The sequence below is a fragment of the Flavobacterium sp. KMS genome (assembly GCF_000813005.1).
Taxonomy (GTDB): domain Bacteria; phylum Bacteroidota; class Bacteroidia; order Flavobacteriales; family Flavobacteriaceae; genus Flavobacterium.
Genome location: NZ_JSYP01000005.1, coordinates 13,322 through 33,859, shown reverse-complemented (window position 1 = coordinate 33,859; position 20,538 = coordinate 13,322). Strand labels below are relative to the sequence as shown.

Annotated in this window: 13 protein-coding genes; 7 read left to right on the top strand and 6 right to left on the bottom strand. The window is 33.8% G+C overall.

What is annotated here, in order from left to right:
* Nucleotides 1-323: 323 nt before the first annotated feature.
* Both OA93_RS06995 and pbpC read left to right on the top strand, forming a co-directional pair.
* Complete coding sequence (locus OA93_RS06995; RefSeq protein ID WP_039112433.1) at nucleotides 324-6,008, top strand: MG2 domain-containing protein; 5,685 nt, start codon at nucleotides 324-326, stop codon at nucleotides 6,006-6,008.
* Nucleotides 6,009-6,180: 172 nt separating this feature from the next.
* On the top strand, nucleotides 6,181-8,556 hold the full coding sequence (gene pbpC, locus OA93_RS06990) for a penicillin-binding protein 1C (protein WP_039112432.1): 2,376 nt from the start codon (nucleotides 6,181-6,183) through the stop codon (nucleotides 8,554-8,556).
* A gap of 6 nt (nucleotides 8,557-8,562) precedes the next feature.
* Here the strand turns inward: pbpC and OA93_RS06985 are convergent, their stop codons facing one another.
* The 3 genes from OA93_RS06985 to OA93_RS06975 form a co-directional block, all read right to left on the bottom strand.
* The gene (locus OA93_RS06985; RefSeq protein WP_039112431.1) at nucleotides 8,563-9,363 is read right to left on the bottom strand and encodes a hypothetical protein; all 801 of its coding nucleotides are present in this window, start codon (nucleotides 9,361-9,363) and stop codon (nucleotides 8,563-8,565) included.
* A gap of 150 nt (nucleotides 9,364-9,513) precedes the next feature.
* Nucleotides 9,514-11,058, bottom strand: coding sequence for a ribonuclease E/G (locus OA93_RS06980; protein WP_039112430.1), 1,545 nt, complete (start codon nucleotides 11,056-11,058; stop codon nucleotides 9,514-9,516).
* A gap of 418 nt (nucleotides 11,059-11,476) precedes the next feature.
* Complete coding sequence (locus tag OA93_RS06975) at nucleotides 11,477-11,767, bottom strand: HU family DNA-binding protein (RefSeq protein ID WP_039112429.1); 291 nt, start codon at nucleotides 11,765-11,767, stop codon at nucleotides 11,477-11,479.
* Nucleotides 11,768-11,898: 131 nt separating this feature from the next.
* Between OA93_RS06975 and mutY the strand changes: the two genes are divergently transcribed.
* From mutY to gldD, 4 genes are read left to right on the top strand one after another with little or no spacing between them, the layout of a single operon-like run.
* Nucleotides 11,899-12,933, top strand: coding sequence for an A/G-specific adenine glycosylase (mutY, locus tag OA93_RS06970; RefSeq protein WP_039112428.1), 1,035 nt, complete (start codon nucleotides 11,899-11,901; stop codon nucleotides 12,931-12,933).
* 48 nt (nucleotides 12,934-12,981) lie between these two features.
* A complete protein-coding gene (ssb, locus tag OA93_RS06965) occupies nucleotides 12,982-13,422 on the top strand; it encodes a single-stranded DNA-binding protein (RefSeq protein ID WP_039112427.1) in 441 nt (146 codons plus the stop codon).
* A 23-nt stretch (nucleotides 13,423-13,445) separates the two neighbouring features.
* The gene (locus tag OA93_RS06960) at nucleotides 13,446-14,741 is read left to right on the top strand and encodes a gliding motility-associated protein GldE (protein WP_039112426.1); all 1,296 of its coding nucleotides are present in this window, start codon (nucleotides 13,446-13,448) and stop codon (nucleotides 14,739-14,741) included.
* Nucleotides 14,742-14,745: 4 nt separating this feature from the next.
* Nucleotides 14,746-15,309 carry a gliding motility lipoprotein GldD gene (gene gldD, locus OA93_RS06955; protein WP_039112425.1) on the top strand — a complete coding sequence of 188 codons (564 nt, stop codon included), beginning with the start codon at nucleotides 14,746-14,748 and terminating at the stop codon, nucleotides 15,307-15,309.
* A gap of 74 nt (nucleotides 15,310-15,383) precedes the next feature.
* Here gldD and OA93_RS06950 read toward each other — a convergent pair whose 3' ends face one another.
* A complete protein-coding gene (locus OA93_RS06950; RefSeq protein WP_039112424.1) occupies nucleotides 15,384-15,764 on the bottom strand; it encodes a heavy metal-associated domain-containing protein in 381 nt (126 codons plus the stop codon).
* A gap of 104 nt (nucleotides 15,765-15,868) precedes the next feature.
* Between OA93_RS06950 and OA93_RS06945 the strand changes: the two genes are divergently transcribed.
* On the top strand, nucleotides 15,869-16,735 hold the full coding sequence (locus tag OA93_RS06945; protein WP_039112423.1) for an EamA family transporter: 867 nt from the start codon (nucleotides 15,869-15,871) through the stop codon (nucleotides 16,733-16,735).
* Between the two features lie 313 nt (nucleotides 16,736-17,048).
* Here OA93_RS06945 and OA93_RS06940 read toward each other — a convergent pair whose 3' ends face one another.
* Nucleotides 17,049-19,049 carry an insulinase family protein gene (locus OA93_RS06940; protein ID WP_082001793.1) on the bottom strand — a complete coding sequence of 667 codons (2,001 nt, stop codon included), beginning with the start codon at nucleotides 19,047-19,049 and terminating at the stop codon, nucleotides 17,049-17,051.
* Between the two features lie 61 nt (nucleotides 19,050-19,110).
* The gene (locus OA93_RS06935) at nucleotides 19,111-20,433 is read right to left on the bottom strand and encodes a pitrilysin family protein (RefSeq protein WP_039112421.1); all 1,323 of its coding nucleotides are present in this window, start codon (nucleotides 20,431-20,433) and stop codon (nucleotides 19,111-19,113) included.
* Nucleotides 20,434-20,538 lie beyond the last annotated feature (105 nt).

The following is a 20,538-nucleotide window of genomic DNA, read 5'->3' as shown; positions in this document are numbered from 1 at the left end:
AATAAAAGTTACTATCGTTAGAAGGTATATGATAACGGATTTATTTTTTATAATAAATTCATTTTCTGTAGAATCTTTATACAACCTATTAGATGTTTTATATTATTAAAAAGAGCGAAATATAGGACATTTATTAATTGGTTTTTTATAACCTTCGACAAAAGTTAAAATAATTAACGTTACTGAATTTTCTTCTTAAAAGTTATTAAAAATTACAGTACTTTTATTACATATAAAGTTAATTTAATCAATATAGTTTTGATTGTTAAATGGCTTAAATTTTATATGTACTATTATTTTGTAACCATTAATTAGATACTCAATTGAAAACAAGAGGATTAGTTTACGTGTTGTTTGTGTTTTTTATTTTTCAGGGTTGTGGCAGGAAATCTGCTGCCGATTTCAATTCTGATTTTTCATTGTTCAAAGAATATATAACGAGTTTTACTGGTGGGATAGTTTCATCTCAATCGGATATACGCGTTGTTCTGGCTTTTGAAAAAAAGGAGTGGAAAGTAAATGAAGTTTTAGATAATGACTTATTCGATATTTCTCCAAGTGTCGATGGTAAAGTTGTAGCGCTCTCGAGTAATACAATTGCTTTTATCCCCGAAAAAAAGTTAAAACCTGGAACCGAATATCAGGTAACACTAAATTTAGATAAACTAATTACGCTTCCTAAAAAAGGAGATGATGATAAGGATCTTTCTAAATTCAACTTTACTGTTAAAACGGTTAAGCAGGATTTTATCGTAAATACACTAGATGTTCAATCCTATAGTAAAGAATATCAGTATCTAAATTGTGTATTAAAAACAGCCGATGTTATAGATTTAGAGACAGCAAAGAAGTTGGTTATGGCGAGCCATAACAGAAAAGATCTTACTATTAAATTTGATAAAGCAGCAAGTTCAGGAAAAGAATTTAAGTTTATCATAGATAGTATTCAGCGTTTATCTGACGTAAGTAATCTTGAAATTTCTTATGATGGAAGTGATTTTGACATTGATCAAAAAGGAAAAATGGATTTCCCGATAACATCAATAAATGAGTTTAAAATTATTAAAGTCGAAATTCCAGATGAAAACAATCAATCGGTATTAATTAATTTCTCAGAACCATTAGAGAAAGGACAGGATTTTAAAGGATTGGTAGCTATACAAAATACAAATAATTTAAAATTCTCAACACAAGGAAATACGCTAAAAGTTTATTTTAGTAACGAAAAGCCAGTTGAAGAAGTGGTACATGACGTTGCTGTTGCAGTTGTTGATACAGCAAGTGTAGCTGTAGACTCAACGAGTGTAAGTGTAGATAGTGCTGCGGTAGCTGTTGAAGATGCTGTTGAAGAAGTAGCGGCAGAACCAGAACCAGTATCTGATCAAACAGTAACAGGCGAGTTATTATTAGAAGTTTTTCAAGGGATAGAAAGTCAGTATGGTCGAAAAATGGCAGAGAATTATTCGGAGAAGATTTCATTTGACCAAATAAAACCAAACATTCGTTTTATAAAAAACGGAACAATTTTGCCAAGTTCTAATAATTTAAAACTGAATTTTGAAGCAGTAAATCTTGGGGCGGTAGATGTAAAAGTTTACAAGATTTATAAAAATAATATATTACAGTTTCTTCAAAATAATGAATTAAACGGAGCTCAGAACCTAAAACGAGTTGCACAGCCTGTTGCTAAAACAACGCTTAATCTTAAAGATAATACATTAGTTAATCCGACGAAGTGGAATACCTATGCATTAGATTTATCTAAAATTATAACTCCAGAACCAGGTGCAATTTATAGAGTAGAGTTCTCGTACAAGAGAGCATATTCTTTATATAAATGCGAAACTTCTGAACCAGATACAGATCAAACTGAAGAGGAAGAAGATGTAGATGAAAATGATGTGAACTATAGCGGTAATTCGTATGACGACTATTATTATGATGATTACGAATGGAGAGAAAGTCAGGATCCATGTACAGGTTCGTATTATTACAATGCCAAAATAGGAACAAATATTTTAGCTTCAGATTTAGGTGTGATTACTAAAAGAGGAGAGAATAAATCGTATTTATTTGTAGTAAATAATATAATCACAACAGAACCAGTTTCGAATGCAAGAGTAGATTTATATAGTTTTCAACAACAAAAACTAGCAACAGCGGCAACAAGCAGCGAAGGAATTGCATCTTTTCAGTTAGACAAATTTGCTTATTTTGCTATTGTTACTTTAGGAACGCAATCGACTTACGTGAAACTTGACGATGGAAATTCATTGTCGGTAAGTAATTTTGATGTTGCTGGAGAAACCTTGCAAAAAGGATTAAAAGGATTTATTTACGGCGAACGTGGCGTTTGGCGTCCGGGAGATAATTTGTATTTATCATTTATACTTAATGATGCTGCAAATAAACTACCAAAAGCCCATCCGATAAAATTTAGATTAACCGATCCTAACGGAAAAGTTACGTATCAAACCGTACAAAAATCCAATGACTTAAACCATTATGCGTTTACAGTTCCTACAGATACAGAAGCACCTACAGGAAATTGGGAAGCAATGGTAAGCGTTGGTGGAGCCAAATATTATAAGAGCATAAAAATTGAGACGATTAAACCGAATCGTTTAAAAATTAAAAATACTTTCAGGAGAGCAATATTATCTTCATCATATCCAAATACAAGTAGCCTGGAAGTTACATGGCTTCATGGTGCTATTGCTAAAAATCTGAATGTAGAGATGCAAGCGAAATTCTCGCAACAAAGCACGACTTTTAAAGGCTATGACAAATTTGTTTTTGATGATTTAGTACGCCAGTTTAGTACCGAAGAAATTAATATATTTTCAGGTAAACTAGATGCAAACGGAAGAGCGTCGGTAAGCATTGAACCTAAATTACAAGGGCAGGCACCGGGAATGCTAAAAGCAGCTTTTATTACTAAAGTGTATGAAGAAGGTGGAGATTTTAGTACCGATGTTATCTCGACAACTTATTCTCCATACAATACTTATGTGGGAGTAAAATCGCCAGAACCTACTAAATACGGAATGCTGGAAACTCGTAAGCAAAACCGATTTGATATTGTTACAGTTGATGAAAACGGAAGACCAAAATCCGTAAGAAACCTTGAGGTAAAAGTGTATAAAACAGAATGGCGCTGGTGGTGGGATGCTTCGAGTGATAATTTATCCAATTATAATTCGTCGAATGCGACAACATCATATAAAACATTTACTGTAAATACAGATTCAAGCGGAAAAGGAAGTTTTCAATTTGCTTTGACAGATGAAGAATGGGGACGTTACTTAATTCGTGTTTCGGATGAAATTGGCGGACACGCATCGGCATTAACTGTAAATATTGACTGGCCAATATGGTCTGGAAAAACAAGAAATACAGACGCTTCTACAGCTAATATGCTTGTTTTTTCTACAGATAAAAAGAATTATGCAGTAGGCGAAAAAGCACAAATATCTTTCCCGTCAAGCGAAGGAGGACGCGCTTTGGTTTCTATAGAAAATGGATCGAAAGTAGTACAGACACTTTGGGTGAAAACTCAAAAAGGAGAAACTAAGGTTGAAGTTCCGATTACAGGAGCGATGGCGCCAAATGTGTATTTTAATATTACACTTTTGCAACCGCATGCATCGACTAAGAATGATTCACCAATTCGTATGTACGGAATCGTCCCTATCGAAGTAATTGATAAAACTACGATTCTTGCTCCAAGCATTGCAATGCCAGATGTATTGAAACCTGAACAAACATTTCCTATAAAAGTAAGCGAGAAATCAGGAAAAGAAATGACCTATACAATCGCAGTTGTCGATGAAGGTTTACTTGATCTAACCCGATTTAAAACACCAAACGCTTGGGATAGTTTTTATGTGCGTGAAGCTTTGGGTGTAAAAACATGGGATGTGTATGATGATGTTATTGGAGCTTATGGCGGAAAAGTAAATCAGATTTTCAGTATTGGTGGAGATCAGGATTTAGGTGGCGGTAAAGCAAAAAAAGCCAATCGCTTTAAACCAGTCGTTATTTATCTTGGACCATTTAAATTAGGAAAAGGTGAAACGAAAACACATCAGGTAAAATTGCCTAAATACATTGGTTCAGTGCGAACAATGATTGTAGCGGGTGATGCGAATACAAGTGCTTACGGAAGTGTCGAGAAAGCAACTCCAGTACGTAGTCCGTTAATGGTATTGGCTTCATTGCCTAGAAAAATTTCTCCATCAGAAAAAGTAACACTTCCAGTTACAATTTTTGCAATGGAAAAACACATCAAAAATGTTACTGTACAAATAAAAACAAGCAATGGTTTAAGAGTTGTAGGAAGCTCTGCTCAAAGATTGACATTTGCTCAGCCAGACGAAAAAATGGCTTATTTTAATCTAGAAGTTGGAGGTGCAACCGGAATTGCCAAAGTACAAGTTATTGCTACATCAGGAACTGAGAAATCTGTTTATGATGTCGAAATAGATATGACGAATCCAAATCCTGTAACGAATACTTTTACAGATGTTATTTTAGAGCCTAATAGTTCTAAGACAATTGTGTGGAAAACATTCGGAGTTTCGGGAAGTAATAAAGCGAAACTGGAAGTGTCATCGATGCCAACGATTAACTTAAACGGACGTTTACAGTTTCTTATTCAGTATCCACATGGATGTGTAGAGCAAACAACTTCATCGGTATTTCCGCAATTATTCTTAAATGATGTTGCCGATATTGATGCAACACGCCAACAACTTATCCAAAAGAATGTTACAGCAGGAATTACTAGATTAGGAAGTTTTCAATTACCAAACGGTGGACTTTCATACTGGCAAGGAAATTCAATTGCCGATGATTGGGGAAGTTCATACGCAGGACATTTTATGATCGAAGCAGAGAAGAAAGGATATGTTTTACCAATTAATTTTAAATCAAAATGGCTTTCTTATCAACAAAGAGAAGCAAAACAATGGCGATTTGAACCACGTTACGGGAATGATATGGCGCAAGCGTATCGTTTGTACACATTGGCTTTATCAGGTTCTTCAGATTTGTCTTCGATGAACAGATTACGTGAAACCAAGGGAATCTCTAACGAAAGTAAATTACGATTGGCTGCAGCGTATGTTTTAGCTGGGCAAAAAAGTGCTGCTTCGAGTTTGTTATTAAGTAGTACAATCGATGACGAATCGTCTAGTTATAATTATTACTACTATGGTTCAAGCGATAGAAATCGTGCGATGGCTCTGGAAACAATGTTATTATTAGGGCAGAAACAAAAAGCATTTACGATGGCTACAAAACTGGCTAAAAGTATGGCAAGTGATCGATGGATGAGCACGCAAACTACCGCTTATTCGTTGTACGCAATGTCTAAATTCTCATTGAACAATGGTGTTAAAGGAATAGATGTACAGTTTAGCAAAGACGGAAAAAGCCAGGTTATAAAAACTTCAAAAACAGTTGCTGACAGAAGCTTAGTAGTTAAAACTGGTACAAATAGTATCACTTTAAAAAATAATAAAAAGAACACCATTTATGTTCGAGTATTAAATACTGGAATTTTACCAATAGGACAAGAAAATGTAGTTCAGAGTGATGTATCTGCTGGTATAGTGTTCAAAAACAGAAAAGGCGGAGTAATTAATGTTTCTAAAATTACGCAAGGAACGGAGTTTATTGCTGAGGTAACTGTTAGAAACCAAAGAAATGAGCGTGTAGAAAATGTAGCATTATCACAAATTCTACCTTCAGGATTCGAAATTGTAAATACACGTTTCACCGATTATGGAGATGCAACCAATAATGTTGCCGATTATATCGATATTCGTGATGATAGAACAAATTTCTATTTCGGATTAAAAGCCGGTGAAACCAAAGTCTTTAAAATCCTATTGAATGCATCTTATCTTGGTAATTATTACTTGCCAGGATTACAATGCGAAGCAATGTATGATAATACATTCTTAGCGAGAACAAAAGGATTTTGGGTAGAGGTTGTCAAATAAAAAATGGACCACGGATTGTACGGATTAAACTGATTCGCACAGATTTTGGGTTGAGGTGGTGAAGTAAAGTTTCTCACAGATTTAACATGGCAGATAGAAAAAATCTGCAGAATCAGCTAAATCTGCGAGCAAAAAAAACTTTACGAACTTTGCGGTTAAATAAATTACTACGTTGAAAAATAAATTAAAAGCGTTCCTTCAACGCATTATAAATTGGATTAAACAGAATAAAATAAAATCACTACTAGCATTTTTGTTAGTGGTGATTTATTATTTTTCGTTGCCACGAACATTATTTCAAGAACCCTATTCTACAGTTATTGAGAGTAAGGAAGGAGAATTATTAGGGGCGAAGATTGCACGTGACGGACAATGGCGTTTTCCTGCGCAAGATAGTGTCCCGGATAAATTCAAGAAATGTATAGTATATTTTGAAGACGAATATTTCTATAAACATCCCGGATTTAATCCTGTTGCAATGGTCAATGCAATTAAGCAAAACAGGAAAGCAGGTAAAGTTGTAAGGGGAGGAAGTACGCTTACACAGCAAGTTATCCGATTATCAAGAAAAGGAAAAGGTAGAACTTATTTTGAAAAACTAGTCGAGGTTATTCTTGCAACAAGATTGGAGTTAGGGTATTCTAAAGATGAAATTTTAGAGTTATATGCAGCTCACGCTCCTTTTGGAGGAAATGTTGTTGGATTAGAAATGGCTTCATGGAGATATTTTGGAGTAAAATCCAATCAATTATCATGGGCAGAAAATGCAACTTTGGCGGTTTTGCCAAATGCGCCGAGTTTAATTTATCCAGGAAAGAATCAAATTAAATTATTAGAGAAACGGAATCGCCTTTTGCGTAAGCTTAACCAGGAAGGTATTATTGATAAGCAAACCTATGAACTCTCGATAGAAGAACCTTTGCCTAAAAAGCCTTATGATTTGCCACAAATAGCGCCACATTTATTACAGCGCGTGGCTAAAAATCAAGAGGGAACGAGAGTAAAAACTACTGTTGAGTTTGCTTTGCAAAATAGAGTAAACCAAATCGCAAAATATTATTACAATCAATACAAGCAGAATGAAGTTAATAATCTGGCAATTTTAGTAATTGATGTTTCTAACAGAAATGTGATAAGTTATGTAGGGAATTCTCCAACAGATGGAGATCATCAAAAAGATGTTGATATTATAGATGCACCAAGAAGTACAGGAAGTATTTTAAAACCATTATTATATGCAGCAATGCTCGATGATGGTGAGATATTACCCAATACTCTGGTTGCAGATGTACCAACTCAAATTGCGGGTTATACACCTCAGAATTTTAATCTGACATTCGATGGAGCTGTTCCGGCTCACCGTGCTTTATCGCGTTCGCTTAATATTCCTTCAGTGCTTATGTTGCAGGATTTTGGAGTAAATAAGTTTTATGAAGAACTGCAAAAATTCAAATTAAGAAATATTTCCAAACCGCCAGATCATTATGGATTGTCGCTTATTCTTGGCGGAGCCGAAAGTAATTTATGGGATTTATGTCGTAGTTATGCGAGTATGTCCTCGACAATAAATTATTTTAATAAAAGCAACGGTAAATATCGAACAAACGAATTTACTGAACTAAATTATGAAAACGATTTTGAGTCTGATTTTGGCGACGAAAGTACGCAGAAGAACATCTTAGGCGCGGGGTCAATTTGGTTAACGTATAACGCCATGGAAGAGGTAAATAGACCAGAAGGAGATGAAGCTTGGAAATTTTATGATAGTTCGCTTAAAATAGCTTGGAAAACAGGGACAAGCTTTGGTAATCGCGATGCTTGGGCAATAGGAACAAATTCCAGATATGTAGTCGGAGTTTGGGTAGGAAATGCAACAGGTGAGGGAAGACCAACTTTAACAGGGGTTACAAGCGCTGCACCAATTTTATTTGATGTATTTAATTTATTACCAAAGCAAAAATGGTTTACAACACCTTATGGAGATTTAGATGAGGTTGAGGTTTGTCGTTTAAGCGGACACTTGGCTAAAGATGGTTGTCCTAAAATAAAACAATGGGTTGCCCGAAAAGGAAAAACGACTTCTATTTGTCCGTATCACAAAACAGTACATTTGGATCAAACAGAAAAATTTCAGGTAAATAGTAGTTGCGAGAGTATTGAGAATATGGTTGTGAAAAATTGGTTTGTTTTACCTCCTGTAATGGCTTGGTATTATAAAAGCAAGCATATAGAATACATGCCATTGCCGCCATTTAGAGATAATTGCGTTGGGACACAAACTGCTGCAATGGATTTTATTTATCCTAAAGCCAATAGCAAAATCTATTTGACCAAAAATTTTAATAGCGAAATACAGCCAGTGATTTTTAAAGTGGCATATTCACAAAGAGAAAGTCAGTTGTTTTGGTATGTAGATAATGTGTACAAAGGCGTTACTAAAGTTTTTCATGAAAAACCTATTGTAATGACTGCCGGATTCCATTATGTTACAGTTGTAGATGAATTAGGAAATGAAATTAGACGAAGAGTTGAGGTAGTGCGGGAATAAATAGGATTAAAACATTCTTAAACGACCATAAACATTTTTGTTATTGGTAAATCTAAAAGTGATTCCAAAAGTAAAACCTTTAATTACAGGGTTTTTTTCTTTGTCAAAAGGAGCTGAATATCCAAAACCTAAATCAATCATATTTAAAAAAGTAAGACCTGCTAATGCGTAAGCACTTTTATCTGATCCACCAGCTTTTATAAAAATAGATTTCTGAATGTTATATGATAAATGTATGTCTGGCAAACCGTAATATTTGCCATCATAACTTGTAATTCCATATCCTGCACCCAGAAACAGTTTGTTTTCTTCTTTACAATCTAAGCAAAATTCTAATCCGCCAGTAAATTGGCTCTTGGTTGCAATCGAATAGCCAAGATAAAGGATTGGCCACTCGGGAATTCTAAATCCGGGCGTGTTGTTGTTTGGTTTGTAATTGAATTCTCTTGTGTCGGATTTGTTGTCGTTTTCATCATACCATTTTGCATTGCCCACTAAGTATTCGCCTTCAGAGTCTTTGGAATATCCTTGAAACTGTATTTTGTTGCTTTTTAAATAGTAATCATTGATTACATAAAGCGAGTCAGTATTTGCTATTTTGTAGCCAACTGCACTTTTTGTTTTTATTTTTATCGGTTTGATTCTGTAATAAATAGCAGCTTCTTTGTTTGATTTTTTCCAATTCGAATCAAAAAAGATAGTGTCATTTTGAGCTGATATTTTGGATGTGAATAAAACAAAAAGGATTAGAAGATGGTATATGTTTATCTTCTTTGAGGAAATATATAAGTGTTTTGTTGAAAGCATTTTCAGTTGATTTTATTATTTTAAATCGAATCAAATATAAGAAAACACTTTAACTTGCTGGGTTTGTTAACTGTTTTTTGGTTTAATTTATAAGCACAAAAAAACCGCCAGTCTCCCGATAGTTATCGGGACGAAAGGCGGTTTCTTGTTTTATTCTTTAATAACATTTCCATCTTTATCATAGAAATGATATTCTAAATACGTGTAAGCGTCACGAGGTATGATTTTCACCCATTTTTTATGTTCAAAAAACCATTTTGAACGTATTGATGGAAAACCTTTACAGAGGTAAGCTGCCACAAATGGATGTGTGTTAAGCACAACTTTTTTGTGGGTTTTTAAAAGTCTGTCTAAATCAGATGATATTTTATCAATGATTAAAATTGGCGCTTCAATTTCGCCATTTTCATTGTTAGGATCTTCTTCTCTAGTTTTAATGTTTACTTCGGGTCTTACTCTTTGTCTTGTAATCTGGACTAATCCAAATTTGCTAGGGGGTAAGATTTTATGTTTTGCTTTATCGTCGCTCATTTCTTCTCGCAAGAAGTCGAACAAGACTTTCCTGTTTTCAGGATTAGACATATCAATAAAATCAACTACGATTATTCCACCCATATCGCGCAAACGTAATTGTCTGGCAATTTCAGCGGCGGCAATCATATTAACTTCCATGGCTGTGTCTTCTTGATTAGTGGCCTTATTAGAACGGTTTCCGCTATTTACGTCTATAACGTGTAAAGCTTCAGTGTGTTCGATAATAAGATAAGCCCCTTTACTCATAGAAACGGTTCTACCAAATGAAGTTTTGATTTGTCTCTCTATATTGTATTTCTCGAAAATTGGAGTATCATTTGATTGATAAAACTTAACAATCGATTGTTTTGAAGGTGCAATTTCTTGCAGATAATCCTTCGTTTGATGGTACAACTCTTCATCATCAATTTGAATACCACTAAAGGTATCATTAAATACATCTCTTAATATTGAAGAAGCTCTATTGAGTTCTCCTAATACTTTGGATGGATGATGAGCAGTTGGTAATTTTTTACACATTGCAGTCCATCTGCTAAGCAGGTTCTGCAAATCTTTTTCTAATTCGGCTACGTTTTTGCCTTCGGCTACTGTACGAACAATAACACCAAATCCTTTAGGTTTGATCGATAATACAAGTTTTTTTAAGCGATCCTTTTCTTTTTTATCTTCTATTTTTTGTGAAATAGAGACACGGTCAGAAAAAGGAACTAAAACAATAAAACGTCCAGCCAAAGATAGTTCTGCACTAATTCTTGGACCTTTAGTAGATATTGGTTCTTTTACGACTTGTACTAAAACAGATTGATTAGCACTTAAAATATCAGTAATGGTGCCGTCTTTATCAATCTCTTTTTCAAACTGAAAGGTTTTTAGGGAGAAATCTTTTAATTTACCTGCGCTTACAAGTTTTATGAATTTCAGTTGGGAAGCTAAGTTAGGTCCTAAATCGTGATAATGTAAAAAGGCATCTTTTTCGAAGCCTACATTTACAAAAGCAGCATTAAGTCCAGCAACTGGTTTTCGTATTTTGGCTATAAAAATATCACCAACTTGAAAATTGCTTTTCTCTTCTTCCTTGTGTAATTCAATTAGTTTTCCATCTTTTAATAAGGCAAAATCTACGAAATCAGAACTTGATCTAATGATTAATTCTTTATTCATTTGTAAATTTTTATCCGAACTTTTTAGTTTTCAATTAACAGTTTTCAGTTCATAGTTTTTGCAACTCTTAAACTCATAACGTATAACTCATAACTGAATTGTTAGGATGGATTAAACAATATTTTTAACAGGTATTGAACCCGGGAGGGAAACTTAAATCTCAATTTTAAAATTCCAAATTCCAATAGAATCAAGATTAATTTCTCAATTTTTGGATTTTGGATTTTAATTTTTGGAATTTTTGAAATTTCCCAAATTTCAATGAACGTTTAAAAAGAAAAAAGTAGTTTAAAACTACTTTTTCTTTTTGTGGCGGTTAGCTCTCGCTCTTTTTTTACGTTTGTGCGTTGCTACCTTATGTCTCTTTCTTTTTTTACCACTTGGCATATCTTATCGATTTTATGATTAATTAATAGTATTATTTTGCTTCGTTATTGATTTTTACTCCTTCTACAAAAACTTTTGCAGGTTTAAACGCAGGAATGTTGTGTGCTGGAATTTTAATAGTGGTGTTTTTAGAAATGTTTCTTCCAGTTTTTTCAGCTCTGGTTTTTACAATAAAACTACCAAACCCTCTTAAATAAACATTGTCTCCAGTTTCTAATGAAGTTTTTACTTCATTCATAAAAGTCTCTACAGTTGCTTGAACGTCACCTTTTTCAAGACCTAATTTTTCTGAAATTTTCGCTACGATATCTGCTTTCGTCATTTTCTTTCCTATTTATAATGGTATACTATTTTTTGAGTTTGCAAATATAGGAATTAAAAAAACAAATATTCAAGCTAATTCGTTAAATTTTAATTACATAAACTTTTACTTTTGTTGTCTAATATTTAATGATGAGTTTTTCTAAACAATTGATAAAATGGTATTTACAAAATAAACGCGATTTGCCATGGCGTAATACCACTGATTCTTACCCCATTTGGCTATCAGAAATAATGCTTCAACAGACAAGAGTAGCCCAAGGAATGCCTTATTTTTTGTCTTTTACAAAAGCATTTCCTACTGTTTTTGATTTAGCTAAAGCCGATGAAGAGCAAGTTTTGAAACTTTGGCAGGGATTAGGGTACTATTCTCGTGCAAGAAATTTACATCAAACAGCACAATTTATCGCTAATGAATTAAATGGAGTCTTCCCTGGGAGCTATAATGATTTATTAAAACTAAAAGGAGTAGGGGAATATACGGCAGCGGCAATTGCATCATTTTCTTATAATGAAGCTGTTCCTGTTGTCGACGGAAATGTATTTCGAGTTTTATCACGTTACTTCGATATAGAAACTGATATTGCAGCAGCTTCGGCTAGAAAAGAATTTGCAGCTCTGGCTTATGAGCTAATGCCAAAAGATAATCCCGCAATTTTTAATCAGGCTATAATGGAGTTTGGAGCATTACAATGTGTGCCTAAAAGTCCGGATTGCTCCATTTGTATCTTTGATGATAGTTGTGTGGCTTTGCAAAAGAAGAAAGTAAGTGAGTTGCCGGTAAAATCTAAAAAACTAAAAGTAACTAATAGATATTTTAATTATCTGGTTGTAGAGGATGAATTGGGTAATACGGTTTTGCAAAAACGAACTGCTAAAGGAATTTGGCATAATCTGTATGAGTTCCCGCTGTTAGAAACGGATGCCGAAAAAGATTTTGATTTTGTTTCGATGTGTGTTCAGGAAGACTTTTTCAGGGAGTATTCTATTATAGGTATAGAAGAGTGTAATCCGAAAAGTATAATTCATAAGTTGTCGCACCAGCATTTGTATATCAAATTTTGGAAGATAAAGTTAAAAGAGACGATTGTAAATGGGATTAATGCTCAGGATTTAAAAACATATCCATTTCCGATTGTGATTCATAATTTTATCGAATCAGAATAAATAAGTTTCTAAAAAAATGTATCTTTGATAGAAATACTATAATAAACCATGAACGGAACATTAAATAAAGTGATGTTAATAGGTCATTTAGGTGACGATGTAAAAATGCATTATTTTGATGGCGGAAATTGCATTGGGCGATTTCAATTAGCAACTAATGAGGTTTATATAAATAAAACGACCAATGAGAAAATCACTTCTACAGAGTGGCATAACTTGGTGGTTCGGAATAAAGCCGCAGAAATCTGTGAAAAATATTTATCTAAAGGAGATAAAATTTATATCGAAGGTCGAATAAAGTCCCGTCAATGGCAAGCCGAAGATGGTTCGACAAAGCATACAACCGAGATTCAGGTAACTGAGTTCACTTTCTTAACTACTAAAAAAGAGACAGAGAACCAGAAACAAAATCCTCCTTCAGAATCATCAAAAAACACTAACTTTGATGCTTCAAATGATGGCTTACCTATAAATGATTTGCCATTTTGATTGTTTAACTAATTCTTTTTAATTTGGACCCAGAGCCCAGTTTATACGTTGCAAGCGCCTTAGATACCAACCTGATTGTTGGTTTTGTTGGAATTTTTATTTTACTTTTTTGTTCGGCCATTGTTTCTGGTGCCGAAGTAGCACTTTTTTCGCTGTCTCAAAAAGAGATAGACGAAGCATTACAAGAAAACGTGTCCAAAGGAAGAATCATTTCTAATCTTTTGGATAAACCCAAAAAACTTTTAGCGACATTGCTCGTAGCCAATAACTTCATTAATATTGGAGTTGTTATTTTGTTCTCTTTTGTAGGTAGAGATATTTTTGACGCAGTTATTTCTCCGGTTTTAAAATTCATTCTAGAGGTAATCCTGGTTACATCTTTAATATTATTGTTTGGCGAGATTTTGCCTAAGGTATATGCGAGTCGTAATAATCTTAAATTTGCACAACGAGTTGCATATCCAATAGCTATACTGGATAAATTGCTTTCTCCGATAAGTCTACCAATGCGTTCCGCAACTATTTATTTGCATAACAAATTAGGGAAACAAAAAACTAGTTTTTCGGTAGGTCAGTTGTCTCAGGCATTAGAGCTTACGGATTCTGATGATACATCAACAGAAGAACAAAAAATATTAGAAGGAATTGTTTCTTTCGGAAATACCGATACAAAACAAGTAATGAGTCCTAGAATTGATATTTTTGCATTAGAAATTTCAGAGCCTTTTGCGGCTATCTATCCTAAAATAATCGAAAAAGGATATTCTAGAATTCCGGTTTATCGTGATAATATTGATCAGATCGAAGGAGTTTTGTTTGTTAAAGATTTGCTTCCTTATATAGATCAAAAAGATTTTGATTGGGTTACGCTTATACGAGAACCATTTTTTGTGCCAGAAAATAAAAAGTTAGATAACTTATTAAAGGATTTTCAGAGTATGAAAAGCCATTTAGCAATTGTTGTTGATGAGTATGGTGGAACTTCGGGATTAGTTTCTTTAGAAGATGTAATCGAAGAAATAGTAGGAGATATTAGTGATGAATTTGATGATGAACATATTAATTTCTCTCAGATAGATGATAAGAATTACTTGTTTGAAGGAAAAATAAATTTAAAAGATTTTTACAGAATCATTGATGTTAATGAGGATTTGTTTGAGATACAAAAAGGAGAAGCTGAAACATTAGGTGGTTTTATTTTGGAGATTATAGGGAACTTTCCGAAGAAGAATCAAAAAATTACTTTCCAGAACTGTACTTTTACAATAGAAGCTGTAGATAGCAAAAGAATAAAACAAATAAAAGTAACAATAGAATAATAAAATGCTTAAAAAATCAATTGCCATAATCGTACTTTTTATAATGACGATAACTGTATTTAGTTGTAAAGACGATGTTGTGCCTAAACCGGCGAGTTATTTAAGGTTGGACTACGCGGAAGCTAAATATGTGAATTTTGAAAATCAATGTCCATTTGCTTTTGAAATGAATGCAGAAGCTGTTATAAAAGGGGAAAAGGATTGTGGATTCACGATTTCGTATCCAAAAATGAAAGCAACTATTTATCTTACGTATAAACCAGTAAATGGTGATATTAATAAATTATTGAAAGATGCTCAAAAGTTAACGTATGAGCATGTTATAAAAGCTGATGATATATTAGAACAGCCTTATTTAAACCCTGATAAAAAATTATACGGTATGTTTTATCAAGTTGATGGAAATGCGGCTACAAACTCTCAATTTTACATCACAGACAGTATTAAGCACTTTGTAACAGGTTCGGTTTACTTTTATGCTAAGCCTAATTTTGATTCGATAATGCCAGCTGCGAGTTATATTAAAAATGATATGCAGCATTTAATGGAAACCATTAAGTGGAAGTAGAGAAAAATAGAACTATAAAAAAAAGAGCATTCGTTACGAATGCTCTTTTTTTTTGTGGTAAAAAATCGTTGGAATTACGATTTCATATTCGAAACTTTATATGTTTTTCCGTCTCCAGTAGCCTGAACTATTTTAGTTAAGTTTTCTGGGTTTTGAATAGTTTTGTCAAAAGTTACAGTAGCAGTTTTTTTGTCAAAATCTACTTTTGCTTCTTGTACGCCATCTAAGTCAGATAATTCGCTTTCGATAGTTTTAGCGCATCCCATTGCACAAGTCATTCCTTCGATATTAAAACTTGCAGTTTGCACATTTTGAGCAGCAATTTCTTTATGTACTTTTGGAGCAGCTGCTTCAGTTGTAGCTACTGGCTTAATTTCTTCTGTTTCATTCTTTTTACAGCTTATAAACAAAAGGCTTGCAATTGCTAAAGCTGCGATTGATTTTACGATTTTCATATTGTTTTGTTTTAATAGTTTACAACAGGATTTGTTTGCAAAATTAATAAAAAACGAGTGAGGAATTCATAAATTTATTACAATTTTGCAGTAAAACAACTATTATGGATTCAAGACAATTGAAGTGGGTTTACTTAACAGTATTGGCCTTGGTTTGGGGAAGTTCTTTTATATTGATAAAAAAGGGACTTGTTGGTTTAACCGCAATTCAATTGGGTTCATTGCGAATTATTTTTGCATCCTTATTTTTGTTTTTGGTTGGTTTTAAGAGTCTGGCTAAAATTCCGCTAGGGCAATGGAAGTATATTGCATTGACTTCTGTTTTTGGAACTTTTACGCCTGCTTATCTTTTTGCCATTGCCGAAACTGAAATTGATAGCTCGATTACGGCAATATTAAATTCGCTTACACCATTAAATACATTGGTAATTGGAGCTGTTATTTTTAGAATTCAGTTTCAAAGGCGACAAATCTTTGGTGTTTTTATTGGTTTAATAGGATGTTTGCTTTTGGTTTTTAATGGAGCAATGAGTCATCCGGAGCAAAACTATTACTATGCTATTTTAGTTGTGATAGCTTCGCTTTGTTATGCAATAAATGTAAACTTGATTAAGAGGTATTTGTCTGATTTAAGTTCGCTGAGTATTACTACAGGGAACTTTGCAGTATTATTGATTCCTGCAATTGTAATTTTGAGTTTTACAGGCTTTGGTGAAGTAATGTATGATGATAAAGTACAGAATTCAATTTTGTATATAATTATCCTTGGAGTAGTAGGAACAGGAATTGCGAATGTTTTGTTTTTTAAATTGATACAAATGTCATCGCCAGTATTTGCAACTTCAGTAACGTATTTAATTCCTATAGTAGCTTTCTTTTGGGGATTTCTGGATAATGAACTACTTACACCAATTCAGCTTTTGGGCGCGTTTATTGTTTTAATAGGGGTTTATCTGTCGGCGAAGAAGTAAAATTTGTTTGTGAAATGTTATTTAGGTTTCTGTTATTTTTAGAAGCTAATCCCGCTATCCGTTGCAATCTTTTATGGCTCCCGAAGCCTCGGGACCGCCACAAAAGGATTTCCACTTCTATCGGGGCTATGACAAGATTGCGGGCTTCAGTTATGCTCAGTCTCACAAAAAAACTGCATAAAAAAAAGCTTTGTCAAAGTGTAAACTTTGACAAAGCCTTTAAAATCTTAGAGCCTTAGCAACTCAGAATCTCAGTCCCGACGCTTCGGGATCAGAACCTTTGTCACTTTGAGCCTCTGCGCCTTAGAACCTTCTAAAGAAAATCAGCATCAGAAACTCCTTCGTTGATTTTTACTTCAGACATTTTGATGTTTAGTTCAAAACCTACATTTTGAACGATATTAAAAGGAACTTTAACTCCTTTTACTTCTTTATAATCGCCAAAATTGGTGGTTTGTGTAACGGTCTGCCCAGCTTGTTCGGCTATTTTAGATTCAGCAACTTTTAATCCAGATTTTGTATCATAGAAATAAGTTGTTTTACCGTCTTTTATCGCATAAGCATCACTGTTATTAATAGGCTCGATATGATCTATAGTTAGTCCTTCTTTTTTAGAAAGTTGTAATTCTTCAAACGGAACCGCACTAGCTTTCATGTCTGTAAGGTCTTTTCCTTCAAGATTTTTTCGTTGTCCTTGTTGCTCGATGTAAGCTCCTTTTTCGTTAACAACTTGTTTCATTAAATTCATAGGTCCCATAGCAAGCGAAACCATCATTTTTCCTTTTGCATCCATCTTAGAAGTGAAGCTTAATGGGGAAGGAGCCTGAGGAATTGTAGTTGATCCTAGCATTGCAATTGTTTTTACAGAGGCAACGGCTTTTTCTCCACCAATAGCTTTTATGTAATCACTAAAAACAGTTTTAGCAGTTACTCCGGCAGGAACTTCTTTTTTTAATATTGGTTTTTCTACTGGATTAGCATATTTATCAAAATAGCTGATAGGAATATTTAGTTTTTCTAAGCCAGGAATAACCTCAGAGCCTTTTCCTGTAATTACAATTCTCATATTGTCAATTAAGAAATATTTGTTGGCTACTCGAAGTACTTCATCGGCAGTTACATTATTGATGTTTTGGATGTATTTCTCATAAAAATCTGCAGGAAGATTTTCTGTTTCGATATTCAATGCGTATCTGGCAACAGCTTGTGGTTTTTCGACTTGCATTACAAATCTACCAATATATCCAGCTTTAACAGTTTTTAAGATTTCATCTGAAACTTTTTCAGCTCGGATTCTTTTTATCTCTTTTACAAATTCAGTTACGGCACTATCAGTTACAGCGTTTCTAACTGCAGAAGCAGCTTTAAATTTAGTTGTGTATTTTCCGCTGCCTAAGCCTGAGCTAGCACCATAAGTCCATCCGTGAGCTTCACGTAAATTCATGTTTAAGTAGCTGTTAAAATCACCACCTAAAATTTGATTTGCTATTACTGCTGGGAAAAAGTCAGGATCACCCATTTTTAAATTTACAGTATTCACTAATGCTATCTCTGATTGTACCGCATTTGGAACATCAACAAAATTAATTTGAAGATTAGAAACGTTTACAGGATTAGGATAGGTTTCTTTTGGTTGTGTTCTTTTCTCCCATTTTCCAAAAAGCTTTTCTACAGCGGCTTTAGTTTCTTTGAATTTTATATCTCCAATAACTACCAAATAAGCGTTTTCGGGAACAAAGTGATTTCTGTAATTAGTTTCAACGTCAGCAAGAGTTACATTTTTTATAGTTTGCTCGGTAATAAATTCTCCCGAAGGATGATTTTTTCCAAATGCTAATGCATCAACAACTCTGCCTTCGATTGCGGGAACGCTTTTTTCATCGGCTTTAAGGCCTTCTAATATTTTTGCTTTTTCCTTATCAAATTCCGCTTGGGTAAAATTAGGTTGTAATGCACCTTCGGCTAAAAGCTCAAGGATTCTCCCTGAATATTTAGAAAGCGAACTAGCAAAAGCACCTTGTGAACTAAAGTTGATGCTTGCTCCGTAAAAATCTATTTCTTCGTTAAAAGCTTCTTTGGTTGTTTTTTTGGTTCCGTTACCAATTAAGCTACTTGTTAGTTCGTCTACTCCTTTTTTGTTTCCTTCTACAAAAGGAGCGTTGTCTAGTGTTAAATTAAAACTCACTCTTGGTAGTTTGTGATTTTCGACAACTAAAACTTTCATACCATTTGCTAAAACAAAGGTTTGTGGTTTTTTTATGTTTACTACGGGTGAGTTTCCTGGTTTTGGTTGCGGGCGATCTTGTGCTTGCATAATTCCTGTTACGAATAAAAGGATTAAAATAATTTGTCTTTTTTTCATGATTCTAAGAGTCTTAATTTTGTGCCTTTGTGCTAGGAACGTAGTCTAAAATTAAACGTTGATTAGGATTCAGATATTTTTTTGCAACATCTCTAATTTCTTCTCTAGTGATAGAGTGGTAGAGGTCGATTTCGGTATTTATAAGATTTACATCGCCATAAAGTAGGTAATAACTAGCTAAATTTTCGGCAATTCCTTCTACGCTTGAGTTAGAGTTAACATAATTATTGTCGAACTTGTTTTGTAGTTTTTCGTAATCTTTCTCAGAAATTAAGTTGGTTTGAAGTTTTATAATTTCTTCATCAATTTCTTTTAATAAATCAGCAGATGTGTAAGGATTCATAGGTAATCCATATAAAATGTACATACCATAATCTTCCTGGCTAAAACCAACTGCTCCAATTTGTAAAGCCATTTTTTTGTCGTCAACTATTTTCTTGTATAGTTTTGAACTTTTTCCATCACTTAAATAAGAAGATATTAAATCTAGAACTCTTGCATCTCTGGTTTTCATAGATGGAGTTCTGTAAGACGCAATCAACATCGGAATTTGGATGTTAGGATCTTCGTAAGTTGCTTTGATAGGTTGAGTTATTGGCTCTTCTGTGTAAGTTTGTTTTTGTAATGATTGTCCTTTTGGGATTGGTCCAAAATATTTCTGAACCCACTCTTTTGTTTTGGCTTTATCAAAATCTCCAGCAATTACTAAAACGGCATTGTTTGGAGTATAGAATTTTTTGTTGAAAGCTTTAAATTCTTCAAGAGTTGCTGCATCTAAATCTTTCATGGAGCCAATTGTTGTCCAGCGATAAGGATGATTTTTGAACATGTTTTTCTTTACCTCTGGAAGAATATTTCCGTAAGGTTGGTTGTCATAACGGGTTCTTTTCTCTTCTTTAACAACTTCATTTTGGGTATCAACCCCAATTTTGTTTATTACAGGATGCATTAATCTTTCAGATTCCATCCATATTGCTAATTCAAGATTGTTAGAAGGGAAAACTTCATAATAATACGTTCTGTCGTCTGAAGTGTTGGCATTATTGGTTCCACCATTGGCAGTTACAATTTTCATCCATTCACCGCGTTTTATATTTTCGGTTCCTTCAAATAATAGGTGTTCAAAAAAGTGTGCAAAACCTGTTCTGTCCGGAGTTTCGTCTTTTGATCCTACATGATACATTACTGAGGTTATGACAACTGGTGCAGAAGGATCATTGTGTAGAATAACGTGCATGCCGTTATCTAAATCGTATTCTTCAAAAGCTACTTTTTGAGCCGAAGCTACTCCACCTAACATAAGTGCTGCGCTTAGCATAATTAATGGTTTTTTCATAGAGGTTAATAATTTTTTCAATTACAATTAATTAGTAATGATTAATTAAAATAGTTACACCAAAAATAACTTTTTTTAATTAGGATTTAGAAAATGGCTTATCTT